This is a genomic window from Methylocapsa aurea (assembly GCF_000746085.1).
GTDB lineage: Bacteria > Pseudomonadota > Alphaproteobacteria > Rhizobiales > Beijerinckiaceae > Methylocapsa > Methylocapsa aurea.
In genome coordinates this window covers 91,293-115,165 of sequence record NZ_JQKO01000011.1, presented here as the reverse complement: position 1 = coordinate 115,165, position 23,873 = coordinate 91,293, and the positions used below count along the sequence as shown (strand labels likewise).

The window sequence follows — 23,873 nt, the reverse complement described above, 5'->3', positions numbered from 1 at the left end:
AAAGTTAGCAGCCGGAACGGTTGCTGCGCTGCGCAAGGCCGTTTACTTATGGAGCCCGCGCCACCAGCCAAGGCGCCGCCTTTGGCGGCCGCATATCGTTATTTCAGGAGCCTTCAATGTCGTTCACTCTGCCTGACCTCCCCTATCCCTACGAGTCTCTTGCGCCTTACCTTTCCAAGGAGACGCTCGAATACCATCACGACAAGCACCATGCGACCTATGTGACCAACGCCAACAACCTTCTGAAGGATAGCGGCCTGGAGGGGAAATCCCTGGAGGAGGTCGTCAAGGAAACCCACGGCAAGAATGTCCCGCTTTTCAATAATGCGGCGCAGCATTACAACCATTCCGAATATTGGAAGTCGATCAAGCCGAACGGCGGCGGGAAAATTCCCGGCTCTTTGGAAAAGGCCCTCGTCGACAGTTTCGGTTCGGTGGACAAGGCCAAGGAAGACTTGGTTCAGGCCGGCGTGACCCAATTCGGTTCGGGCTGGGCCTGGCTGGCGGTCAAGGACGGCAAGATCATCGTCTCGAAGACCGGAAACGCCGAAAACCCGCTGGTTCAGGGCGCGACGCCGATCCTCACGGTCGACGTCTGGGAGCACACTTACTATATCGACTACCGCAATCGCCGCCCCGACTATCTCAAGGCCTTCGTCGACAATCTCGTGAACTGGGAATATGTCGAAGAACGCTACGCCGCCGCGATCAAGTAGCATTTCCCTTGGTTTGCTTCGTCGCGGACAAGACCGCACGCGACCAAGCTCGGCGACCAAGGTCTTGGCTCGACGGCCAAGCCTCGGACGCCCCCAATCCACCGCGTGCGTTCAAACGCACGCGGTCAATCAGCGGAGCTGACTCGCCTCAAGATCGGCGATGCACGATCGCGGCAAGATCCTCGAGCTGGCGTCTGGCGGCGTCGAAGACGCGGTTGATCACGTTCTCCCCGCCCATTCCGGCATGCGGGGCGGCTTGCGATCTGGCGACGAGCTTGGGCCGGCCGGGCACTTCAATCTCCACGGCGATCGCGAGCGGCTTTTTCACCGCCCGACTCCCATGCGGGAAGCCTTCCGCCACCACCCGGCAGCCGATGATATGAGAATAGAAATGTTCGAGGCGCTGCGCCTTTTCTCGAATGAGCCTCGCCAAAGACGCCGAACGCTCGATATCGCGGAAGACGATTTGCAGCGGTCTGTCCATGCCTGTTTACTCCCCGAATGAAATTTCAGCCAAACGCGCCGGTCGATTTCTAAAACGCGCCGCGCGCTGGCTAGGATTTCAACATTCGGCCGGACGGTAAGTTCCACGCCCCAGCTCCCGCCGAACCTTCCTGGAAAAGGACGCGTCTCCGCCCGAAAAATGCGTTGACGCTCTTGCGGAACGCAGCACGAACAGATATCGTACGTTCACTATTTGTGCAGATTCATCTGACAGGGTGCGCCAACTGGCGAACCCTGTTGATTCGGGGCGCCGTTCGCGGTTCGCAAGAAGGGCCAAGTCTATGTTGACCAAGAAGCAAAGCGAATTATTGCGCTTCATTCACGAGCGCCTGAAGGAGACCGGGGTTCCACCTTCCTTCGACGAGATGAAGGACGCTTTGGATCTTCGCTCGAAATCCGGCATTCACCGGCTGATCATCGCGCTTGAGGAGCGCGGCTTTATTCGTCGCCTTCCCAATCGGGCCCGCGCGTTGGAAGTCCTGCGATTGCCCGGCTCCTCGACGCCGCCCGAGATCAACCGGGGCAAGAAATTCGAACCAAGCGTCATCGAGGGCAATCTCGGGCGCGTCCGCGCTCTGCCGCCCAGCGCCGCCGATGACGATCTCGGCCGCTCCATTGTCGCCATCCCGGTGATGGGCCGGATCGCCGCGGGCACGCCTATCACCGCTCTGCAAAACCGCAGCCACACAATCAGCCTGCCGCCTGAAATGCTGCCCCAGGGCGAGCATTACGCCCTCGAAGTCCGCGGCGATTCGATGATCGAGGCCGGAATTTTCGACGCCGACACCGTTGTGATCCGCAAACAGGAGACCGCCGAAACCGGCGACATCGTCGTCGCGCTCATCGACGATGAAGAGGCCACGCTGAAGCGGCTGCGCAAGCGCGGCGCGTCGATCGCGTTGGAGGCCGCCAATCCCGCATATGAGACGCGAATTTTCGGCCCGGATCGCGTCCGCATCCAAGGCAAGCTCGTCAGCCTCATTCGCAAATATTGACGCGTTCGCGCATGGGACGGGGCGCCGGCGCTACTCCAATGGCGAAGCGTCATCGGCCTCAGCTGCATATAACGGCGCGGCTTCCCGCCAGGGATCCGGCGCCGGCGCTTGACTCGATGCTTGGCTCGACTCCTGCCGAACGTATTGCGCTGGCGCATAGGTCTCGCCGAACGCGATCGGCGCGCTGCGGCCCCAACGGCGCTTTGGCGCGCGCGACCATGGCCGATCCTCATCCTCGGCCCGCGCAGTGCGGATTCGCCATCCTTCCTTCGCGTTAGATAAGGTGAGCGCGCCGGTTTGCTTGAGCCTGTCCCGATCGATCACAAGTTTGGCGGCGCAGCCGGTTGGCGCGAACAGCGGCGTAACGACAATATCCGCGCGCAGGCAATCCTCGGCGAAAGCGCGCTTGTCGAGGACGACCGCGACCGCCCGCCCATCGGGCAGGCGCCCGATGCAGCCGATCCCATCGCAGCCGGTTCGCTGCAACGCTCGCGCGCCTGGGCGGCCGTCGGCGTCGGCGCGAAGCCATTGTTCGGCCGAAAAGGCGCTGGGACGGGCGCCGATGACCGCCAGCCGGCCATCCGGTCCCCGCAACGCCACGGCGTCGCCGGTGGCGGGCACGGCGATGTCGAAAGTAGGACCCGCCGCCGCGCCGCAAAGTCCGATCGCCGCAAGCGGCAGCGCCATGGCGCGGAAGAGCGCGGTCCGCCACAACACCGCGCACAGCACTGCGAGCGTGAGAAAGACGATCGCCCAAGGCGCGAAGGCCGGCAGATGGATCGTCGCCCCGGGCAGCCCTCCCGCCGTCCGCGCCGCCCACATGATGCCGTCGATCCCTAAGCCGACGTAGCGCCAGACCCAGGGATCGAGCCCAAGCGGATAGAGCAGCGCGCCAATGAGCGCGCCTGGAACCGCGAAAATCTCGATGACGGTCAAGGTTAGCGGATTGCCGATCAGCACATAGGGGCTCAGCTCGTGGAAATTATAGGCCATGAAGGAAGCCGTCGCCGAGGTCGCGCAAAAGGTCGCGAACAGGACCCCGCCGGGGCCCTGCCGCAGATTCCGGAATACAGCGTCCCAGAACAAGCGCTTCCGCTCGCCTTTGACCGGCCGCGCCGCGAGCAGAAATGGCTCGTCGCGCTCGCGGGCGATCGCCGCCATGCGCGCCTCGTACACCGCGACCAGCGCCGCCACCGCCGCGAAGGACAATTGAAAGCTGGCGCCCATGATGGCTTCCGGCTCAATCAAGATGACGATCAAGGCGGCGAACGCGAGATTGCGCATGGTTAGCGCCTGGCGGTCCAAAAGAACTGCGCCGAGCATGATCAAGGTCATGAATAGAGCGCGTTCGGTGCCGACCCTCGAACCTGTCGCGATATCGTAGAAAATCGCCCCGGCCATGGCGAGTCCGGCGGCCCATTTCTTGATCGGATAACGCAAGGCGAGCGTCGGGCTCAAGGCCAGAAGCCGGCGCAAGCCGACGAAAAAGATCGCGGCGACCAGCGTCATCTGGACGCCCGAAATCGTAATGATGTGAAAAATTCCAGCCTCGCGGATCACCTCCTTGGCCTGATCGGACAGCAGATCGCGCTTGCCGGTGACCATGGCCGCCGCGATCGCCCCGGCGTCGCCGCCAACGATCGCATCGACGCGCCGCGCCAGGGCGTTTCGGCCGCGATCGATCGCCATCGCGAAACCGAGCGCCAAGCCGGGCGCGGCCGGCGGCGTCGCCACGTCGATCCGGCCGAGCGCATTGCCTACGGCGCCAAGCCGCGCGAACCAGGCGTCCTTGGCGAAATCATAGCCGCCGGGGAGGCTGGCGCGCGCCGGCGGCAGCAGCCGCGCCTTGAGGCGCACATAGGCGCCCGCATCGAAGGGCGGCGCGCGGCGCATCGAAAGCCGGACCCGGAAGGGCGTTTCCTCGGGCGTCAGTCCGGCCGCCGAATGGACCCGCAAGATGAAGCGGGCGCCGGTGCGGCGGAAATCCATTTGCTCGATGAAGCCCTCGACCGTCGCGATCCTGACTCCGCCGACGACGGGGGCCGCGACGCGCGCGGTGCGCCATGCCGCTGAGAGTTCGCCAACGAAAAAAGCGCATAGGCCGCAGAGAATCCAAAAGGCGACTCGGCGCTCGCGCGCCAGATAGGCGAGACCCGCCAGCGCGGCGGCAGCCGGCGCCGCCAGCCACAAGGAGGGTTCGCGGTCAGCGTAGACATAGCATACGACGCCCGCGCCGGCGGCGACCGGCAGCCAAAGAAACAGCCGGCGAAGCGCGACCTCGGTTTCAAAAGCCTGAGCAAATTGCCCGCGCAATCGGGCAAGCCGGCCGCGGAGCTTGACGGCGAAGCCGCTCGCTTCGGTCAGGCCGCCATCGGCTATCGCTGTTCCGCTTGTGTCCCCCATTCTAGAAGTCTAAAGCGCATTCATGATTTATGAAAATGCGAAAGTCTTCATTCGTTATATGTTTTGACGCTTTCAGGCAGAGGCGACGCCGAAGCCCCTTTTCTTCCGGCGTTTCCATGTTACACGACGCGGCGCGGCGCCTACGGCCAGCGGGGGATCTCGCCGGCGTTTTGAACTTTCAGCCGTGCAGGAATTTGCTCATGCCCGATGCGGTGGTTACCCGTTTTGCTCCCTCCCCGACAGGTTTTCTTCATATCGGGGGCGCCCGCACCGCGCTGTTCAATTGGCTCTACGCCCGCGGCCAAGGCGGCAAGATGCTGCTGCGCATCGAAGACACCGATCGCGAACGCTCGACCAATGCGGCGATCAACGCGATCCTCGACGGACTGAGCTGGCTCGGCCTCGATTGGGATGGCGAGGCGATCTATCAATTCCGGCGCGCCGACCGCCATCGCGAAGTCGCCGAAAGCCTGCTTGCCTCGGGTCATGCCTATCATTGCTACGCAACGCCGCAAGAGCTCGAGGCGATGCGCGAAAAGGCCCGGGCGGAGGGGCGCGCGCCCCGATACGACGGGCGCTGGCGCGAGCGGTCGGCGTCCGAGGCCCCTTCCGGCGTCAGGCCGGTGATCCGGCTGAAGGCGCCGCAAGAGGGCGAAACCGTCCTCGACGATAAAGTGCAGGGCCGGGTGAGTTTCGCCAACAAGGACCTCGACGATTTCATCCTGCTGCGTTCGGATGGCACGCCGACATTCATGCTCGCGGTGGTCGTGGACGATCATGACATGGGCGTCACCCAAGTCATCCGGGGCGACGATCATCTCACCAACGCGGCGCGGCAAATGCAGATCTATCAGGCGCTCGGCTGGACCGCGCCCGGCATGGCGCATATTCCACTGATCCATGGCGCGGATGGCGCGAAGCTCTCGAAACGCCACGGCGCGCTTGGCGTCGACGCCTATCGCGGCATGGGCTATCTGCCGGCGGCGCTGCGCAATTATCTGGTGCGGCTCGGCTGGAGCCACGGCGACCGGGAGTTTTTTTCGACGCAGGAGATGATCGAGGCTTTCGATCTCGCCCATGTGGGGCGCTCGCCGGCGCGTTTCGATTTCGTCAAGCTTGAGAGCATGAATGGTCACTATATCCGCTCCAGCCAGGACGCCGAACTCGTCGCCGCGCTTGAGGCCACCCTCCCTTTTCTTCCCCAAGGAGAGAACGCCAAACTCGAGCTCGACGCGGCGAGCCGGGCGAAGCTGCTCGCCGCCATGCCCGGTCTGAAGGAGCGCGCCAAGACCTTGATCGAATTGCTGGACGGCGCCGCCTTTCTGTTCGCGCAGCGGCCCCTCGCCGTTGATGCGAAGGCCGCCGCCATTCTCGATGCCGGAGGTCGGGCGCATATCGCGGCGCTGCTGCCGCGTTTTGCCGCTCTGTCGGAGTGGTCCGCGGCCAGCACGGAAGCCGCGGTGCGGGACTATGCCCAGGAAACCGGGATCAAACTCGGCCAGATTGCCCAGCCTCTGCGCGCCGCGCTCACCGGCCGCACGACATCGCCGGGCATTTTCGATGTGCTGGACGTGCTGGGACGTGAGGAAAGTCTCGGCCGGCTGCAAGATCAGGCCGGGTGACCCCGCTTTCGTCCACGCGCGACGGCCTGTTCCTTGCTTTCATGCTAGAACATTCTTGAGCGAAGGGGACGCCGGGGCCCGGTAAGCAAAGAGGGCAATTCAAAGTATTGAAAGGCGGCGGCGGTTCACGGGAAAGCTGTCCGCGAAGGCGTCGGCGAGGCGCCTTCGATGGCCCTGCATCGAACCGAGAAGCTAGCGCATTCAGGCTTCCGCCTCTGCTCCAACCGCCGTCCCGGCCTGCGCTTGAATGGACGGCGCGTATGCGATAGGGGTGTTGCGCCGCATCATCTATACTCTGCGACCGGAATTTCCATCCTCCCACGAACACAAGACTCGCCAATTAGGCGAAGACACGAACTTAGAGAAGGCAGTATCCATGAGCGCGACGACCGGCTCCTTTAGTCTCGGCGACACGACGGTCAGCATGCCGGTCAAGGCCGGATCGATCGGTCCTTCGGTCGTCGACATCAGCAAGCTCTACGCCCAAACCGGGATGTTCACCTTCGATCCCGGCTTCACGTCGACGGCGAGCTGCGAATCCGAGATCACCTATATCGACGGCGACGAAGGCGTCCTGCTGTATCGCGGCTATCCGATCGCGCAGCTCGCCGAACACGGCGATTTTCTCGAGACCTGCTATCTTTTGCTTTATGGCGAACTGCCGACCGCGGTTCAAAAGAAGGATTTCGACTACCGGATCACGCGCCACACGATGGTGCATGAGCAGATGGCGCGGTTCTTCCAGGGCCTGCGCCGCGACGCGCATCCGATGGCCATCATGGTCGCAAGCGTCGGGGCGCTATCGGCCTTCTATCACGATTCGACCGATATTTCGGATCCTCGGCAGCGCATGGTCGCCTCGTTCCGCCTGATCGCCAAAATGCCGACGCTGGCGGCGATGGCCTATAAATATTCAATCGGGCAGCCTTTCATCTATCCGAAGAACGAACTTGGCTACGCCGCGAATTTCCTGCGCATGTGCTTCGCGGTCCCGACCGAAGATTATAAGATCAATCCGGTTTTCGCCCGAGCGCTCGACCGCATCTTCATTCTGCATGCGGATCATGAGCAAAACGCCTCGACCTCAACCGTGCGGCTGGCGGGCTCGTCCGGCGCCAATCCCTTCGCCTGCATCGCGGCCGGCGTCGCCTGCCTCTGGGGCCCCGCGCATGGCGGCGCGAATGAAGCCGCGCTGAAAATGCTGACGGAAATCGGCACTGTGGATAATATTCCGAAGTTCGTCGCGCGCGCCAAGGACAAGAATGATCCTTTCCGGCTCATGGGATTTGGCCATCGCGTTTACAAGAACTACGATCCGCGCGCCAAGATCATGCAGCAGACCTGCCATGAAGTCTTGAGCGAACTCGGCATCAAGGACGATCCCTTGCTCGACGTCGCGATCGAACTCGAGAGAATTGCGCTCAGCGACGAGTATTTCATCGAGAAGAAACTCTATCCGAACATCGATTTCTACTCGGGCATCACCTTGAAGGCGATGGGCTTCCCGGTTTCCATGTTCACCGTTCTTTTCGCCGTCGCGCGCACCTCCGGCTGGATCGCGCAATGGAAAGAAATGATCGAGGATCCGGGGCAGAAGATCGGCCGCCCGCGCCAGCTCTATATCGGCGCCCCCCAGCGCGACTACACGCCCCTCGACAAGCGCTGAGAACTCCCGCCTGTCGCCGAAAGCGACGGGCGCCAGGTTCGGATTTGGGTTCGAGCGAAGACGCCGCCGAAGCCGCGCGGCCAGAAAAAACGCGCGGCGCCCGCTCGCCAGATCCGCTTTGCCAGTCTAAATAGACCGGCAAAGGACTCCAAATGGCGCTCTCGACCCACGACACCCATGCCGATATCCTCGTCGCCGGCGCCGGCGCCGCGGGCCTCTCGGCCGCGCTCGCCCTCGCCCAGGCCGGATTTTCGGTCATCTGCGTCGGCCATGTCGATCGCCGCGCCAATGGCCGGACCGTCGCGCTTTTCGAAGCCTCCCTGCGTTTCTACAAATCGCTCGATATCTGGCGTCGCTTTCGCGGCAAGACCGCCGCGATCGAAAAGATCAGGATGATCGATGCGACCGGGTCGCGGTTTCCTGCGCCGCCGGCATCCTTCGCGGCCAGCGAGATCGGCCTCGCCGCTTTCGGCGAGAATATCGAGAATGACGTTCTGGTCGACGGCCTCGCCGAATTGGCGGCGGCCCATCCCAACCTCGTTCTGCACGAAGGAATGCTTGACGACATTCGCTTCGAGCCCGAAGCGGTCTCCGCTGCTTTGGCCAACGGACATCGCGTGAGCGCAAAGCTCGTCGTCGCCGCCGACGGACGCGGCTCCCTAGCCCGAACCAAAGCCGGGATCAGCGCCCGCAGCTGGACCTATCCGCAGGTCGCCCTGACGGCGCTGCTGTCGCATGAAAAGCCGCATCGGCAAATTTCCACCGAGTTTCATACGCGCTCTGGCCCCTGCACTCTGGTGCCGCTGCGGCCGCTCCCAGATCGGCCGCATCGTTCGAGCCTGGTCTGGCTGATGTCGGCGGACGACGCCGAACGTCGGCGCGCGCTGGGTTTGGTCGCCCTCGCCGACGAGATCGAGCGCCAAACCGATCGGATCGCCGGGCGGATCGAGGTCGAAGACTCATGCGGCTTTTTTCCGATGGCCGGGATGAGCGTCAGCCATCTCTTCCGCCACCGGATCGCGCTGATCGGCGAAGCCGCCCATGTCTTTCCGCCGCTTGCGGCGCAGGGCCTGAACCTCAGCTTGCGCGACATCGCCGCTCTCGTCGAGACTGTGGAGGACGCCCGCGCGCTTTGCCTCGACATCGGCGGCCTGGAAGCGCTCGCCGGCTATGCAAAGGCGCGCCGCGGCGACATTTCCCTGCGCACCAATGGAATCGACATCCTCAATCGCTCGCTGCTGTCTAACCTGCTTCCGATCGATGTCCTGCGCGGCGCGGGATTCTTCGCCTTTTCGCTGATTGGGCCATTGCGCCGGGCTGTGATGCGCGAGGGCGTCCTGACGCATGGGACATTGCCGCGCCTGATGCAGGAGCGCGAACGCCCGCGCCGGACCTCGTCATCGAGGGGCCCCAAGCCGTGCGACGAAGCCAATCGGCCGGTTTGACGGACGCCAGGCAGCCATCGGCAGGAGCCCCAATTTCCATTTCAAGGACTGTTCTCGTGCAAATCGCGACCTGGAACGTCAATTCGGTGCGGCAAAGGACCGAGCATCTCCTGCGCTATTTGAAAGAAATCTCGCCGGAAGTCCTCTGTCTGCAGGAGTTGAAATGTGTCGACGAGGCCTTTCCCCACACGGAAGTCGAGGCGCTTGGCTATAATGTCGCCGTGCATGGCCAAAAAGGATTCAACGGCGTCGCGATCCTCGCCAAGGCGCCGATCGAAGTAACGCGCGGCCTCCCCGGCGATCCGAATGACGAGCATGCGCGCTATATCGAGGCGATCGTTCCCGCAGGCGCCGGCATCGTCCGCGTCGCCTCGATCTATTTGCCGAACGGCAATCCGCCGCAGACCGACAAATATACATACAAGCTCGCCTTTATGGATCGCCTCATCGCCCATGCGAAATATCTGCTGGCGCTGGAGGAGCCGCTGGTTCTCGCCGGCGACTATAATGTGATTCCAGCGCCGCGCGATTGCTACGACCCCGCCGCCTGGAAGGATGACGCCCTTTTCCTGCCGCAGACCAGGGAGCGCTTCAACACCCTGCTCAACCTCGGTCTGACCGACGCCTTGCGGGCGACGACCGACGAGGCCGGGCTCTATACGTTCTGGGATTATCAAGCCGGCGCTTGGCAGCGCAATAAGGGGATTTGCATCGATCATCTGCTGCTGTCGCCGCAGGCCGCCGACCGGCTGGTCAAGGTGACGATCGACAAGCAAAGACGCGGCGAGGACAAGCCCTCGGATCACGTGCCGGTGCGGATCGAACTGGCCTGAGAGCCGGCTCGGCGGCGCCCGGCCGCGCGCCAGTTCAGGCGGTCTCTTTGTCTGGCTCCAAACGCCCGATGAGCGCGCGACCCGCGGCGGGATTGCGCTCCTTAGCGCCGGCGACGAAAAAGATGAAGCTGTCGCGCCCCTCGGGCAGCGCCGCCGCGGGCTCTGCAAGATAGGGCAGGTCTTCGGGCTGCATGCCTTTAGCCCAAAGCCGGGCGCGCTTCGCCCAAGCGTCGATTTCGGTTGCTGGATATCCGGCCTCAAGCGCGGCGGCGCTGCGTTGCAGCCGGACATAGACGAAATCCGCGCCGATATCGGCGATCATTGGGTATTTGTCCGAATCCGCAAGGCAGATCGCGCAAGCCTGCCGCCGCGCCAGCGCGACGAAATCCTTATCGCAAAAGCTCTCGTGCCGGACCTCGACAACATGCCTGAGTTTGATTCCGCCGGCCTCCCGAGGAAGAGCGGCGAGAAAGGCTTCGAAATCGTCGGGCTCGAATTTTTTCGTCGGCGCAAATTGCCAGAGCAGAGGCCCAAGCTTCGTCCCCAGTTCCAACACCCCGCTCGAAAGGAAGTGGTCGATCGATGGCCCTGATTCGGCGAGGCGCTTGCGATGCGTCGTCAGGCGATGCGCCTTTACCGAAAAGACAAACCCGTCCGGCGCCTCGCCGGCCCAGCGGCGGAAGCTTTCGGGCGATTGCGTCCGGTAAAAGGTTGCATTGATTTCAATCGCGCTGACCTTGCGGCTGGCATAGGAAAGCTCCTGGGCATGCGTGAGGCCGCGCGGATAGAAATTGTCGCGCCAAGGCGCGAAACTCCACCCGCCGATGCCGACCCGGATCCGCGCGGGCGCCGAATGAAAGCTGCTTCCTGGCTGTCTTTGCAAGAGATGCCGCCTTGATCAGAACAGCGCGGGACTTAGAGCGCTTCCCGATCAGATCGAATCATATGATCGAAAAGGAATTGCTTAAATTCAATGGATTAGACCATGTTCTTATGAGACATCAGAGATATCCGATGTCAAAATATCGAAAAAGGCGATCAGCTTTCTTAAGAACATGCTCTAGCAGCGCCGTCAAAATGATCGCAACGAGGCCCATAGAAAGGCGCCCGTCGCCGACGCGCCGAGAGCGCTGCGCACCGCGTGAAGACGACCCCATTTTTCGATCAGCGCCCGGCTCCGCGCGCCGGCCTTCTCCGGTTCGATCGCCATCAAGAGGATGTTGGTCGGCATAATGGCGATGAGGGTGAAAGGCCAATTGGCCAGAAGTAAAAAGGCGCCGGCCAGCCAAGCCCCGTCTTGGCCGCGCCAAGCGGCGACAAAGCCAAAGAGAGAGCCGATTGCCGCCAAGGACGCTTGCATCGCGAAGCCGCGTTTGTAGGCGGGTTTCCATTCGGCGAGGAGGGCGCGGTCATCGAGGCCGAGGCGGGCCGGTTGTTCGGCAAAGCCGATGTAGGCCGCCCCGCCCGTAAAAGCAGCCGCGACGACAAGAGCCAGTTGTCCTTCAATCATCACGCCCCCGCCTTGGCTGACGATCGCGCGGCCGCCCGTCTTCGGCGATGGCGAACGTCACCTCCTGCGCTTGAGGTGGTCCTCCAAATACGCAAGGGCGTTCTGGCGATCTTCGTCATTAGCGGAGGCCATGGCGTTGTCGTAGAGATCAATGATCCATTGATCCTTCTTGGAATCGCTGGCGGCTTCCCGCGCCAAGGTCAGCCACATCAGCGCATGGGCGCGCTGCGGCCGGATGCCGTCCTGGCCGGCGAAAAGCATTTGCCCGAGCAGCGCCTGAGCCTGGAGATGGCCTTTTTCGGCCGCCAATTTCAGCCAGCGCAGCCCCTCTCGGCTATCCTTGCCGACGCCGGCGCCATCAAGATGCATCCTCGCCAAGTTATATTGCGCATTCGCGTCACCAAAATTCGTCGCGGCGAAGCGGAACATCTGCATCGCCCGCGCGGGGTCCGGCCGAACATTCGTGTCGGCGATTCCGTTCAAGCTATAGATGCCGACAGCAACGAGGGCGCTCGAGACGATCGAGACGTCGCGCCGATTCGGGCTGTCTTCATCATAGCTGGCGACGATCTGGGAAAAATAATCGTAGGCCTTCACGTCGTCCCGCGGGACGCCGTCGCCGGTTGCGTAGATTTTCGCGAGCTTCCACTGCGCCGCGAGTTCTCCGCCGGTCGCAGCATATTTCAGGGCTTCGATCGCGGCGCCAGAATCACCCGAACGAAAGTCTTCGAGGCCGGCGCGCAGCGCCGCCCGCGGCGTCTGAAATCTTTGCAGCGGCGCTTTCTCGGCGGCCGAACTGTCGGCGCCTTCCAGCGCAAAAATATGCGTTCCCCAGAAAGAGGCCGCCAGTCCGAACAACGCGAGCACTGCAATGCGAGATTTCTGCATCGACATTCTTCCAAAGCACCTAAATGCAAAGCACCTGAATAGAAAGAAAACTGAATGCTTCACCGCTGCTGCGCCGACGGCTTGGGCATATGCCCATAACGCGCCGGAACCGAATTTAGTTTTGCGCAATCAGCAATAATTGTTTGCGTTTTGTAAATTTCGCATCACCCAAATGGAGGTAGCCAGATGCGGCGGCGAAAAAAAGCGAAAGGCGGCCGGAGAGGCAAATCGCCCGTCGCCCTTCAGCTCCATGCGGCGAAGATACGAGGCCGCCGGCGGCAATGATGTGCCCTCCGTCACATGCCGCGCCGAAAGCCTATTTTGGTCAAATGCGCGAGCGTCCATGGACAACCGCCCTGGGTGTGTTTGGAGATAAATCTGATGCTGTGGAAGAATCGCCGTCGAGCGAAGCTTGTTGGCCCGCGGGGAAGCGGGTCGGAAATCCTGTTGCCTGCGCGCTCGGGAAGCTCGACGCCGCTCCGATCGAAACCTGTGTCTGCTATAGAGTAGCAAGTTGTTTCGAGCTGAAAAGCGACATTCTTCTTTCCACGCCAAGTCGAAGTTAACTTGCCGCTTTCTGTGGCTGAAAAGGCACAAATTTTTCTCGTCGGCCGCTCCGCCGCTGCGCCAGACTGGACCCTGTCGTCCAACCCGACGATATGCTGGCTGGATCAGGCCTCTTTGGCTTGGGCCTTGAGGAACCGGGAGAACGCCGCCAGCGCGACATCCGAGACATGGTGTTCGATCCCCTCGGCATCAAGCTCGGCGCAGTTCCGTGGCACCCCGACCGCGATCAGAAGATCGACGACGATGCGGTGACGGGCGCGGACGCGGGTGGCGAGGCCATGCCCCTCGGGGGTCAGGAACACGCCTCGGTAAAGCTTTGATGTGGCAAGCCCCTCGCGCTTCAAACGGGCGATGCTCTTGATCGCCGTTGCATGCGAAACGCCAAGCCGGCGGGCGATGTCGGTTGGACGGGCCTCGCCGCCGGTCGCCAAAAGATCATCGATCAATTCGACGTAATCTTCGAGCACCGCCGTCGCCTGCGCCGAACGCGCTTTTTCAAAGCGCAACGCCTGGTCCGCCACGGGCGGCAACTCGGCGGGAGCTTGGGCCAGAGCGGCCTTTTTCGCGGTCATTCAGCTTTTGCTCCCCAGAGCATTTGCGCGCGAAGCCGGCGCCGATCCGCGCGCAAATGCGAAAGTCCCTTGGAACTGAAGGCGCTCTAGAGCGCCTCCCGATCGGATGGAATCATCTGATCGGGAAGGAATCGCTTAGATTCAACAAGTTAGAGCATGTTTTAATCGAAAAAGTCGATCAACTTTATCGGAACATGCTCTAACGAAATCTTGGCGCCATTTCGCTTCCTCGGTCCCTTGCTCCAGGAAAAGTGATGATAAGTCAACAAAGCTTTACCATTGGATTTTTTTGTAGCTGATGCTACATCTTGGGCGTCGAGACTCCAGGATCAATGATGATGACGTCATCCGCTTCCCCATCGCTTCCGCCTGCGGCCGCTCGCTCGCTCGGGGCGGCGTTCGGCAGCGTCCACGTTCCCCGGAGCGGGTCCTCGCTGCGCCGCTTTCTCGCCTTCGCCGGTCCTGGCTATCTCGTCGCCACGGGTTACATGGACCCCGGCAATTGGGCGACGGCGCTGGCCGGCGGCTCGCGTTTCGGCATGGCGCTCTTGTTCATCGCGGTTCTGTCGAGCCTCATGGCGATCGTCCTGCAGGCGCTCTCGGCCCGCCTCGCCTTCGCGACCGGACTCGACCTCGCCCAGAACTGCCGCCACGCCATGCCAAGGCCGGTCAGCTTCGCATTCTGGCTGATCGCGGAGACGGCGATCGTCGCGACCGATCTCGCGGAAGTCATCGGCACCGCGATCGGTCTCGAACTGCTGTTCGGCGTGCCGCTCGGCGTCGGCGTGATCCTGACGGCGCTCGACGCCTTGCTCGTCCTCGCCTTCATGCGGTTCGGCTTCCGCAAGCTCGAGGCCTTCGTGGTCAGCCTCCTGGTGCTGATCGCATCCTGTTTCGCGATCGAGCTCGTCCTCGCGCGGCCCGACATGGCGGAGGTCGCGAAGGGCCTTGTGCCGACCAGAGCCTTGTTCACCGATCCGCAAATGCTCTATCTCGCGCTCGGGATTCTTGGCGCGACGGTCATGCCGCATAATCTCTATCTCCATTCGGGCATCGTCCTCACCCGCGACGTCGGTCCGCGCCGGGAGGACAAGGCTCGGGCCATCCGCCTCTCCATTCTCGATTCGACGATCGCGCTGCTTTTCGCGCTGACGATCAATGGATCGATCCTTATTCTCGCAGCCGCGGCCTTTCATGCGCATGGTCATCAGGAAGTCGCCGAACTGCCGGAGGCCTATAAGCTCATCGCGCCTCTTCTCGGCAGCGTCCTCGCGGCCAAGCTTTTCGCCATTGCCCTGATCGCCTGCGGCCTGAACTCGACCCTGACCGCGACCCTCGCCGGGCAGATCGTTATGGAAGGCTTTATCAGGATCGGGCTCAACCCCGTGGTCCGCCGGCTTGTCACGCGCTCCGTCGCCATCGTTCCGGCTGTCGCGGTGATCTTCATCGGCGGAGAGGCCGCGATGAACGGGCTGCTGGTCCTGAGCCAGGTCGTCCTCAGTCTCGCCCTACCCTTCGCCGTCGTGCCTCTCGTCTGGTTCACAGCCTCCGGCAAGCGCATGGGCGATCTTGTCGCGTCGCGGACAATGAGCGCCGTCGCCGCCCTGATCGCCGCCGTCATCATCGCCCTGAACGGCAAGCTCCTCTTCGACGCCCTCGCCGGGTGATAGGGGCTTTAGGCCCAGGCGGACTTTAAACTTCGTCCGAAAAGCGCTCGCTTAGCCCAGTTTCCCCAGGGCAGCCTGGAGTTTTTCCGCGCGGGCGCGCGCCTCGGCGAGTCTTTCGCGATTTTCCTCGACAACCTCCTCCGGCGCGCGGGCGACGAAATCGGCATTGCCGAGCTTGGCCTCGGTCTTCTTGGCGTCGGCCTGCAATTTGCCGATCTCCTTGGCGAGCCGGATTTTTTCGGCGTCGAAATCGATGACGCCCTGGAGCGGCAGAGCGGCGATGCTTCCACGCACGATCGCCTGGACGGATTTTTCCGGCGGCTCGGCCGCGAAGGAAAGTTCCGACAGCCGGGCAAGGCGCTTCAGCGTCTCCTCCCAGATTTTCGCCCGCGCCTCGATCTCGGCATTCGCGCCGACAAGGACCAAGGGAATCAGCGCCGCCGCCGGCACATTCATTTCGGAGCGCACCGACCGCACCTCGGACACCAAATCAACCAGCCAACCGATCTCGGCCTCGGCTGCGGGATTCTCGCATCCGTCTAGCCAAGGCCATTCCGTCAGCGCCAGGAGGCTTGTCCGCGCCGGCCCCTCGGCGCCCTTGATCCCCCAAAGCTCCTCGGTGATGAATGGCATGAAAGGATGCAGGAGCTTGACGATCTCGTCGAGAACGAAGGCGGTCGCCGCACGGGTCTCGTCCTTTTGCGGCCCGTCGGCGCCTTGTAGAAGCGGCTTGGCCAGTTCGAGATGCCAATCGCAGAAAATATTCCAGACGAAACGATAGACGGCGTTGGCGGCGTCGTTGAAGCGATAGGCCAGGAGCGCCTCCGTCACTTCCGTCCCAGCCTTGGCGGTTTCGCTGACGATCCAGCGGTTGAGCGTGACTTTGACGCCCCTGTGGTCGAAGCCCTCGACCCGGACGCAACCGTTCATTTCGGCGAAACGCGCCGCGTTCCAGAGCTTCGTCGCGAAATTGCGATAGCCTTCGACGCGGGCCGGCGAAAGCTTGATGTCGCGCCCCTGCGCCGCCATGGCGGCCAGCGTAAAGCGCAGGGAATCCGCGCCATATTGATCGATGAGGTTCAAGGGATCGATGACATTGCCCTTGGACTTCGACATTTTCGCGCCCTTCTCGTCGCGGACGAGGGCGTGGATATAGATGTCGTGGAACGGGACCTCATGCATGAAATGAAGGCCCATCATCATCATCCGGGCGATCCAGAAGAAGATGATGTCGAAGCCGGTGACGAGGACGCTGGTCGGATAATAGCGCTTCAAGTCGGGCGTCTCATCCGGCCAGCCGAGCGTCGAGAAGGGCCAGAGCGCGGAGGAGAACCAGGTGTCGAGGACGTCCTCGTCGCGGATCAGATTGGTTGGCGCGCCGTAATGGGTGAGGGCGGCGATTTCCGCCTCGCCTTGCGACAATTCGACGAAGACCTTGCCATCCGGTCCATACCAGGCCGGAATCTGATGTCCCCACCAGAGCTGGCGCGAGATGCACCAGGGCTGGATATTCTCCAGCCAATCGAAATAGGTTTTTTCCCAATTCTTCGGGATAAAATTGGTCTTGCCGCTGCGGACAGCCTCGAGCGCAGGCTGCGCCAATGTCTTGGCGTCGACATACCATTGGTCGGTGAGCCAAGGCTCGATGACGGCGCCGGATCGGTCGCCATGCGGGACCATATGCGCGTGCGGTTCGATTTGGTCGAGGAGGCCCCGCGCCTCCATCATGTCCACGATCCTGGTTCGCACCGCCTCGCGCGGCAATCCATGCAAATGATCGAGGACGTAGCCGGCGTCCTCCGAAGAATCGAGCCCAACCAGAAAGGCGTCATTCTCCTGAAGCGCCAATTCGGCTTCGGCATTGAAGATATTGATCAGGGGAAGCCTGTGCCGCCGCCCGACCTCGAAATCGTTGAAATCATGCGCCGGCGTGATCTTCACCGCGCCGGTGCCTTTTTCCGGGTCGGAATAATCGTCGGCGACGATCGGGATCAGCCGGCCGACCAGCGGCAGCCGGACGCGCTTGCCATGCAGATGGAGGTAGCGTTCATCGCGCGGATTGACCGCAACAGCGGCGTCACCCAGCATCGTCTCCGGCCGGGTCGTCGCGACCACGATGAATTCGCCGGTCTCGGCTCCCTCCTCATCGACAACCGGATATTTGAAGTGCCAGAGGCGCCCCTTGGTCTCGACCTGCACCACTTCGAGGTCGGAGATCGCGGTGAGCAGTTTCGGGTCCCAATTGACGAGCCGCTTGTCCTTGTAGATCAGACATTCCTTGTGGAGCTGCACGAACACTTTGACGACGGCGCGGGACAGACCTTCGTCCATCGTGAAACGCTCGCGCGACCAGTCGCAGGAGGCCCCCAACCGCTGCAATTGGTTGATGATTTCGCCGCCCGATTCCGCTTTCCACTCCCAGACGCGATCCAAGAACTTGTCGCGGCCCATGTCGCGCCGGCCGGGTTTCTGGCTCTCCATCAATTGTCGCTCGACGACCATTTGCGTCGCGATGCCGGCATGGTCCGTGCCCGGCTGCCAGAGCACGTCCTTGCCGCGCATCCGCTCGAAGCGGCAAAGAATATCCTGCAAAGTGCTGTTGAGCGCATGGCCCATATGCAGGGAGCCGGTAACGTTCGGCGGCGGGATGACGATCGTGAAAGGCTCCGCCCCGGCGCGCTCGGGGCGTCCAGCGCGGAACGCCCCAGCCTCTTGCCAAGCGGCGGCGATACGGCCTTCGACCGCCTTAGGATCGAAAGTCTTGTCCATCATGAGATATTTTTCTTCCGTCGTTCGCGCGCCTGCCTTGGGCGAACTCTTGCGGCCTAAGCGCTTGCGTGAGCGATTGCAAACGCGCGGGCAAAAGGCAAGTTTTTAGAAGATGTCGCGCAATGGAATGCGCGCAACCCACGCCGCCCTTGCGCGCATGACGTGGGATCTTGCGCTGAGCTTGTCGATTGCGCCCTAATCCCCTCGCGCAACCCGCTCGATTTCGGCGCGCACCAGCCGCTCCACAAGGGCCGGCAGATGGGCGTCGAGCCAAGCCGTGAGCATGGGCCGCAAAAGCTCGCGGGTCAAAGCCGCGATCGCATCGGAATTCTGGACGAAACGGGTGGCGACCAGCGCATTGAAAGCCGAAGCGACGGAAGCATCGGTCGCCGCCGAAACGAGCCTTGGCTCCACGCCGACGGCAGGCGAAGCCGGCTCCCCCCCGGCCGCTGGCGCCGAACCATCCTCCGGCTCCCAGCCGGTGGAACGCGGCGACGGCTCCAGGCCGGCAGCCTGAGGCTTGGAATCAGGATCGAGCCCGCCGCGCAACCGATGATCCTCCGATGCCCAAAGGGCCAGGTCCGGTTCGAGCGCGCGCTGTTCTTCGTCAACGGCATACGAGGCTCCGCTCGCTCGCCCAATATCCGCTGCAGCCGGCGCAAACTCCTGCCTCGCTCCCTTGGCCGCCTCGCCAATGTCGGGCGCTTGCGCATCAAGCTCCGGCCGCGGCGCGTCGAGATCGAACCCGTCGCGGTTCGCAAATAGCGCCTGATCGTCGGCGATGATTCGCCGGATCGAGGCGAGAATTTCCTCCATCGAAGGCTCGCGCGGGCGCATTTCGGGTAAAGGGCTGCTGTTTTGAAGGGGACTGGCTGCGCTCATGGCCTCAATACTTTCAAAACGAAGATGCGCCGATCATGCCCGCCGCGCTCCCGAGGATGTTGACGCGATGGAATTGGCTGGCCGATGAAATCATAGAGCCGGTGAACAAAGGGATTCAAACGGATGGGGCGATCTGCTTGGGCTTATCCACCAGCGAATCGGAAGCCCCGCCGACGCCCGCCGCAAATTCGCGTGGGAAGCGTAGTCCTGGCCTGTCGCTGCTGGCAAGGAGAAGCGTCGGGCGCGCTCAACAAGACCCCCATTCTTGGCAAGCGCGCCGGACGCCAAGACTATTCGCAGGTCTATCTTGGCCGAAGCTGACGTCCGGCCCAATCGCGCTAGAGCATGATGCCGAAAAGTGGAAACCGGTTTTCGGACGACATCATGCTCTAACTCTTTCATGAGAGGCGGATTTAAGACTTTGGACGAGATCGCGTCGCGATTCCGTCCAAAATCATCCGGCTCTAGAGCATGTTCTTATGAGATATCGAATATATCCGACATCTCATAAGAACATGCTTCAACTCATTGAATTTGAGCGATTCCTTTTCGATAAGGTGACTCCCTCTGATCGGGAAACGCTAGCGTCCGTCGGGAGTGCGAAGGCCGATCCACTTGTCCTTGACCTGATCGAAATGAATCGTCGGATCATATTGCGCGACATTGAGGCTGAGATTCGCCGCCGATAGCCGGCCGATGGCCGCCATCACGGCATAGGACGCGACAACCCGGTCGCGCTGCGCGGTGACGAGACTCACCCTCGTATTCAGCAAGGTCTGCTGCGCGAACAGGACGTCGAATGTCGTTCGCTGGCCGACTTTCGCCTCCTCGCGGATGCCTTCGAGCGCGATCTCGGCAGCTTTGACTGCGGCCCTTGAGGATTGAATGACCGCGCGGGCGGAGTCCAGCACGCCCCAGGCCGAGACCACCGAGGCGCGGATGAAATCGCGCTGCAGGTCCGCCTGCAAGCGGGCCTGGCCAAGCGTTTCCTTGGCTTGGCGCGCCCGCGCGTCGACCTCGCCGCCCGTATAGATCGGCACGGTGATCTGGCCGATGAGCGACGTATTAAACAATTGCTGTTTGGCAAATCCCGCATAGGCCCAATTTTGTTGGACATTGGCGGTTATGCCGACCGTCGGATAAAGTTCGCCCTCGACCACCTTGACCTGCAAAGCCGCCGCGTCGACGGCGTGCAACGCCGCCTGAATCGCAGGATGTTCGGAGAGGCCGACGACAACCGCGCTATCCAAGCTACGTGGCAAAAGGTTCTCGATCGTTCGAGCCGGCTCGAGCCGGCCTGGCTGGATGCCGATGATCTGCCGGAAATTGGCGACGCTATTTTGCAGATTGGCTTGCGCCGTGAAATAATCCGAACGGGAGTTCGCGAGGCTCGCTTGCGCCTGCGCGACGTCGGTCCGCGTCACCTCGCCAACGTTGAAGCGGTCGCGGGTCTGGCGCAACTGCTCCTCGAGCACGGTGATGTTGTTCTTGCGCAATTCGACAATAGCGGTGTCGCGCAAGACATTCATATAGGCCGTCGCGCCATTTTGCAGAACATTCAGCTCGGTGTTGCGCAAGCTCTCGCGCGCGCCGAAAATATTTGATTCCGCTTGCCGCACCCCGTTCAAGGTGCGGCCGCCGTTGAAAAGATTCTGGGTGACGGTGAGCCCGACGCTCCTCGGAATGGAGCTTTCCCTCTGCCGCAACGCCGCATCGCCCGAGATTGAATCAAGATAATTATAACCGGCCTGTCCGCTCGCGCTGGCCGATGGCCGCCATTGTGAGGAGACGCGCGGCAGATCTTCATCGGTGGCGCGAACATAGGCGCGCTGCTGATTGAGATCCGGGTTGCCGACATAGGCGCGCGACAAAGCGCCCGACATCGTTTCCGCCACGCAAGGCGACGAGAGGAGCGCAAACGCCCCGATGATCACGCCGCGAGCAATCCTCATGCGATCAGATCCCAGATCGGCATTCGAGCAAATTGAAAACGCGCAGCGCGATGCATGAAAAATTCCTGACGTGTCGTCCTCTTCGCGGCTACGGCGCAGGTCCGCGGGCGGTTCCGACAAAAGCTGTCCGGCCGAGGAATTCCTTTGCCGAACAGGCGCGATGGTTTCACGATTCAGCGCAACATGAAAGTAAGCTCTTCTTTGATTTTGTGGCATTTTCTTGTCGAAAGCCGCCATCCCGCTTGCTAGGCGAAGGCTGAAGACTAACTTTCGACAGATGGTTGCGGATATTCAAGATGAAGATCAATCCGCCAAATGACAAAATCTTTGAAGTTTCCATTCATCCGCCGCCGGACCGTTTGAGGGTTCGCTCTGACCAGAGGCATTATGTAAAATAGCAACGAAAAATGTGGCGCGGAACAGCTTTCCTTAAGCTTCAAGCAAACGTGAATTCCCCGGCCGCGCGGAACGCGTCGAGCACCGGAGCGGAGGCGCTGAACAAGACCCGGTAGCCCGTCTCGCCGGCAACCTTCTCGTAACATATCGCCTTGCCGGCGCCTCCGGCGGGATCCTCGGGGAGGCGCAGAACCGCAAGCAGCCGGCCGCCTTCCTTGAGTTGCGCGAACAGCGATTTGAAATTGGCTTCGACCGCGCCATTGATGAAAATGATGTCGAAAGGAGCCTCTTTGGGCGCGCCTTCGGCGAGCGGCGCCATGATCGCGCGAACCCGCTCCAGTCCGAACCGATCAAGATTGGCGCGGGTCATCTCGAATAAGACGCGATCGGATTCAAGCGCGACGACCGCGCCGGCAAGACCGGCAAAAAGCGCCGCCGAATATCCGGTCCCGGATGCGATGTCGAGCACCTTGTCCCCGGAACGCACTCCCGCGCCTTGAATGAGGCGCGCCAAGACGAGCGGCGGCAACAGCGTCCTTGGCTTTTCGCCAGGCTCGCCCTTCACGCGCAGGGCGGCATCCGAATAAGCGAGCGGCGCAAGATCCGCGGGCAAAAATTGTTCGCGCGGGACCTCGAGCAGCCGCGCGAGCAGCGCTTGATCGGTGACGTCGAAGGTCCGGATCTGACAATCAACCATCGTGCGGCGCGAATGGGATGAAAAATCGGCGCTGCTCGCGTCTTGGATGCTCATGTCCTGCATGATTCCTCAAAACCCTCCTCGGGCGAGCGCTCCGGGTCCGCCCCGCCTTGGCGCCAGCTTATAGATGGAGCGCTCGATGCTGTCTATTGGAAGGGTCCATTGTCGGACAGCGCCAATCACGCCCTTTCGGCTTTGTCCGACCCGCCGGAGCCCACCAGCGCATCAAAGGCATGGGGCCAGGACATGAACCGATTGATCGCGCGGTTTTCAAGGCGAGGCAACTCGGGATTTCCTTTTGATCTGGCTGGCCCCCTTTTCTTTCGCGGCTCCAATTGATGGCGGGCGACAAAAGGGACCAAAATAGCTATGACGCCCAACGCAATTCCTTGCAGGAGGACAAAGGTTCATGACGGATTCTCCGACCGAGCATTTCGAGCACGTCGAACATGCCGAGCATGTCGCGCATCTTGGCGATGTTTTCTTGACTCAGGTGTCGATTACGATCGCCATCCTCGCCGTCGTCGCCGCAACCGTCGGCAGTCTTGAAACCATCGAAACCGCAGCGACGATCGGCGACAAGAACGCCGCCGTGCTCTTGCAAAACAAGGCGACGGACAATTGGAATTTCTATCAGGCAAAAAGCATCAAAAAAAATCTCTACGCGATCGCCGCCGCCAATGGCGGTCCTTCCGTCGAAGACTTCAAGAAGAAGGCGGAGGGCTATGGCGCAGATGAAAAGGAGCTGTTCGCCAAAGGCGAGGAACTCGAACATCAGACCGAAGAAAAACTGCATGCCAGCGAACGGCACGAACATCGCCATCATATATTGACGGTTGCAGTGACGTTTCTTCATGTCGCGATCGCGATCGCGACCATCTCGATCATCATGCGCGGTCAGCGCTGGCCCTGGTATAGCGCGCTCGCTCTCGGGGCGATCGGGGCGGCAGGCGCCACTTACGCCTACTTTTGAGGGGATGAGAGGAGCGGCGGACGGACCGATCCAGGTTGCTCCCCCGAACGCGCGGCGCAGTCAACGTCGCGCGGAAACCGCAACTCTTTCGTTTTTGCTGTTTTGACGGAAGGGCCCGAAACGCCGCGACGTTTCGGACTTGCGCTATTCGCCGCCCTTCAGGCGCTTGTTGCATTCACTGTAATAGCCGCCGCCCTTCTGGATCCACTTCAGGCCGCCATTGGAATTGGTCGCCTTGTTGGCCCTATATTGATCGGCGCAGGTTTTTTGGCGCGCCACGCCGGGCTTGTCCTTGGCATGCGCTGGCGCAATTGCGGCTGGAAAAACAGCCGGCCCAGGGGCGGGCGCTGCAGCCGGGGCTGGCTTCGGGGCGGGTTTGAGCGGATTGGCTGCGACCGGAGCCGCGGGGACAGCCGGAGGAGCCTGAGCCGGCGCGGCCGTCGGGGCGGCCGCTGGATCTGTGGCCTTGGTCTTAGCCTCCGCCATGCATTGGCTGTAGAACTGCGGCCAGGTCTGTCCGGCGAGCGTCCCAGCGGCCTTTTCGGCCTGGTACTTGGCGCTGCACTGCTGCTGCGCAGATTGAGCCGAAGCTGGCTCCAAGAGCGCGAGGGCGAAGCAACTCGATGCCGCCGCGATGCCGATCACTGAAAATGCGGAACGAAAAGACATAGCAGATCTCCATCGAAATGGGTGCGAATCGGCGCGGCGCAAAATGTATGGGCCGAACTTCCTGCGAAACCAGACGGAGGTCAAATAAGAATAGAAAACAACAGCTATGCGACGGGGGGACTTATGAAGGGGCGAAGCAGGCGCGCA

19 protein-coding genes are annotated in these 23,873 nt (G+C 61.9%); 8 read left to right on the top strand and 11 right to left on the bottom strand.

The window, feature by feature from the left end; translation table 11 throughout:
* Positions 1–116 precede the first annotated feature (116 nt).
* The gene (locus DL86_RS09170) at positions 117–716 is read left to right on the top strand and encodes a superoxide dismutase (RefSeq protein ID WP_036260536.1); all 600 of its coding nucleotides are present in this window, start codon (positions 117–119) and stop codon (positions 714–716) included.
* A gap of 148 nt (positions 717–864) precedes the next feature.
* On the opposite strand, the gene DL86_RS09165 is transcribed toward DL86_RS09170, so the two are convergent.
* Positions 865–1,200, bottom strand: a complete 336-nt coding sequence (locus DL86_RS09165; RefSeq protein WP_051953058.1) for an HPF/RaiA family ribosome-associated protein — start codon at positions 1,198–1,200, stop codon at positions 865–867.
* A 301-nt stretch (positions 1,201–1,501) separates the two neighbouring features.
* Between DL86_RS09165 and lexA the strand changes: the two genes are divergently transcribed.
* Complete coding sequence (gene lexA / locus DL86_RS09160) at positions 1,502–2,215, top strand: transcriptional repressor LexA (protein ID WP_036260534.1); 714 nt, start codon at positions 1,502–1,504, stop codon at positions 2,213–2,215.
* A 30-nt stretch (positions 2,216–2,245) separates the two neighbouring features.
* Here lexA and DL86_RS09155 read toward each other — a convergent pair whose 3' ends face one another.
* The gene (locus DL86_RS09155; RefSeq protein ID WP_084572807.1) at positions 2,246–4,618 is read right to left on the bottom strand and encodes a ComEC/Rec2 family competence protein; all 2,373 of its coding nucleotides are present in this window, start codon (positions 4,616–4,618) and stop codon (positions 2,246–2,248) included.
* 200 nt (positions 4,619–4,818) lie between these two features.
* Here DL86_RS09155 and gltX point away from each other — a divergent pair, with 200 nt between their 5' ends.
* The 4 genes from gltX (at position 4,819) to xth (ending at position 10,184) form a co-directional block, all read left to right on the top strand.
* A complete protein-coding gene (gene gltX, locus DL86_RS09150) occupies positions 4,819–6,240 on the top strand; it encodes a glutamate--tRNA ligase (protein WP_036260532.1) in 1,422 nt (473 codons plus the stop codon).
* A gap of 376 nt (positions 6,241–6,616) precedes the next feature.
* Positions 6,617–7,906, top strand: coding sequence for a citrate synthase (gltA, locus tag DL86_RS09145; protein ID WP_036260531.1), 1,290 nt, complete (start codon positions 6,617–6,619; stop codon positions 7,904–7,906).
* A 152-nt stretch (positions 7,907–8,058) separates the two neighbouring features.
* Positions 8,059–9,351: an FAD-dependent monooxygenase gene (locus DL86_RS09140; RefSeq protein ID WP_084572806.1), complete on the top strand. Its 1,293-nt coding sequence runs from the start codon at positions 8,059–8,061 to the stop codon at positions 9,349–9,351.
* A gap of 56 nt (positions 9,352–9,407) precedes the next feature.
* Entirely contained in the window at positions 9,408–10,184 is a 777-nt protein-coding gene (gene xth / locus DL86_RS09135) for an exodeoxyribonuclease III (protein ID WP_036260529.1), read from the top strand.
* 34 nt (positions 10,185–10,218) lie between these two features.
* Here the strand turns inward: xth and DL86_RS09130 are convergent, their stop codons facing one another.
* The 4 genes from DL86_RS09130 to mntR form a co-directional block, all read right to left on the bottom strand.
* Entirely contained in the window at positions 10,219–11,067 is an 849-nt protein-coding gene (locus DL86_RS09130) for a DUF72 domain-containing protein (RefSeq protein ID WP_202899185.1), read from the bottom strand.
* 189 nt (positions 11,068–11,256) lie between these two features.
* Positions 11,257–11,694: an anthrone oxygenase family protein gene (locus DL86_RS09125; RefSeq protein WP_036260527.1), complete on the bottom strand. Its 438-nt coding sequence runs from the start codon at positions 11,692–11,694 to the stop codon at positions 11,257–11,259.
* Between the two features lie 57 nt (positions 11,695–11,751).
* Complete coding sequence (locus DL86_RS09120) at positions 11,752–12,582, bottom strand: tetratricopeptide repeat protein (RefSeq protein ID WP_245276316.1); 831 nt, start codon at positions 12,580–12,582, stop codon at positions 11,752–11,754.
* A gap of 671 nt (positions 12,583–13,253) precedes the next feature.
* Entirely contained in the window at positions 13,254–13,721 is a 468-nt protein-coding gene (mntR, locus tag DL86_RS09110; RefSeq protein WP_036260523.1) for a manganese-binding transcriptional regulator MntR, read from the bottom strand.
* Positions 13,722–14,056: 335 nt separating this feature from the next.
* Here mntR and DL86_RS09100 point away from each other — a divergent pair, with 335 nt between their 5' ends.
* A complete protein-coding gene (locus DL86_RS09100) occupies positions 14,057–15,388 on the top strand; it encodes an Nramp family divalent metal transporter (protein WP_425348911.1) in 1,332 nt (443 codons plus the stop codon).
* Positions 15,389–15,439: 51 nt separating this feature from the next.
* Here DL86_RS09100 and DL86_RS09095 read toward each other — a convergent pair whose 3' ends face one another.
* The 4 genes from DL86_RS09095 to DL86_RS09080 all read right to left on the bottom strand — a co-directional run bounded on the left by DL86_RS09095 (position 15,440) and on the right by DL86_RS09080 (position 22,138).
* Entirely contained in the window at positions 15,440–18,160 is a 2,721-nt protein-coding gene (locus DL86_RS09095; protein WP_036260520.1) for a valine--tRNA ligase, read from the bottom strand.
* A 192-nt stretch (positions 18,161–18,352) separates the two neighbouring features.
* Positions 18,353–18,973 carry a PopZ family protein gene (locus DL86_RS09090; protein ID WP_036260626.1) on the bottom strand — a complete coding sequence of 207 codons (621 nt, stop codon included), beginning with the start codon at positions 18,971–18,973 and terminating at the stop codon, positions 18,353–18,355.
* A 647-nt stretch (positions 18,974–19,620) separates the two neighbouring features.
* Positions 19,621–20,991: a TolC family outer membrane protein gene (locus tag DL86_RS09085; protein WP_084572813.1), complete on the bottom strand. Its 1,371-nt coding sequence runs from the start codon at positions 20,989–20,991 to the stop codon at positions 19,621–19,623.
* A gap of 436 nt (positions 20,992–21,427) precedes the next feature.
* Positions 21,428–22,138, bottom strand: a complete 711-nt coding sequence (locus tag DL86_RS09080; RefSeq protein WP_036260623.1) for a protein-L-isoaspartate O-methyltransferase family protein — start codon at positions 22,136–22,138, stop codon at positions 21,428–21,430.
* 355 nt (positions 22,139–22,493) lie between these two features.
* Here DL86_RS09080 and DL86_RS09070 point away from each other — a divergent pair, with 355 nt between their 5' ends.
* Positions 22,494–23,057 (top strand): DUF4337 family protein, encoded by a 564-nt coding sequence (locus DL86_RS09070; RefSeq protein ID WP_036260516.1) that lies wholly within the window; start codon positions 22,494–22,496, stop codon positions 23,055–23,057.
* Between the two features lie 144 nt (positions 23,058–23,201).
* Here DL86_RS09070 and DL86_RS09065 read toward each other — a convergent pair whose 3' ends face one another.
* Complete coding sequence (locus tag DL86_RS09065) at positions 23,202–23,726, bottom strand: hypothetical protein (RefSeq protein WP_036260515.1); 525 nt, start codon at positions 23,724–23,726, stop codon at positions 23,202–23,204.
* Between the last annotated feature and the right edge of the window lie 147 nt (positions 23,727–23,873).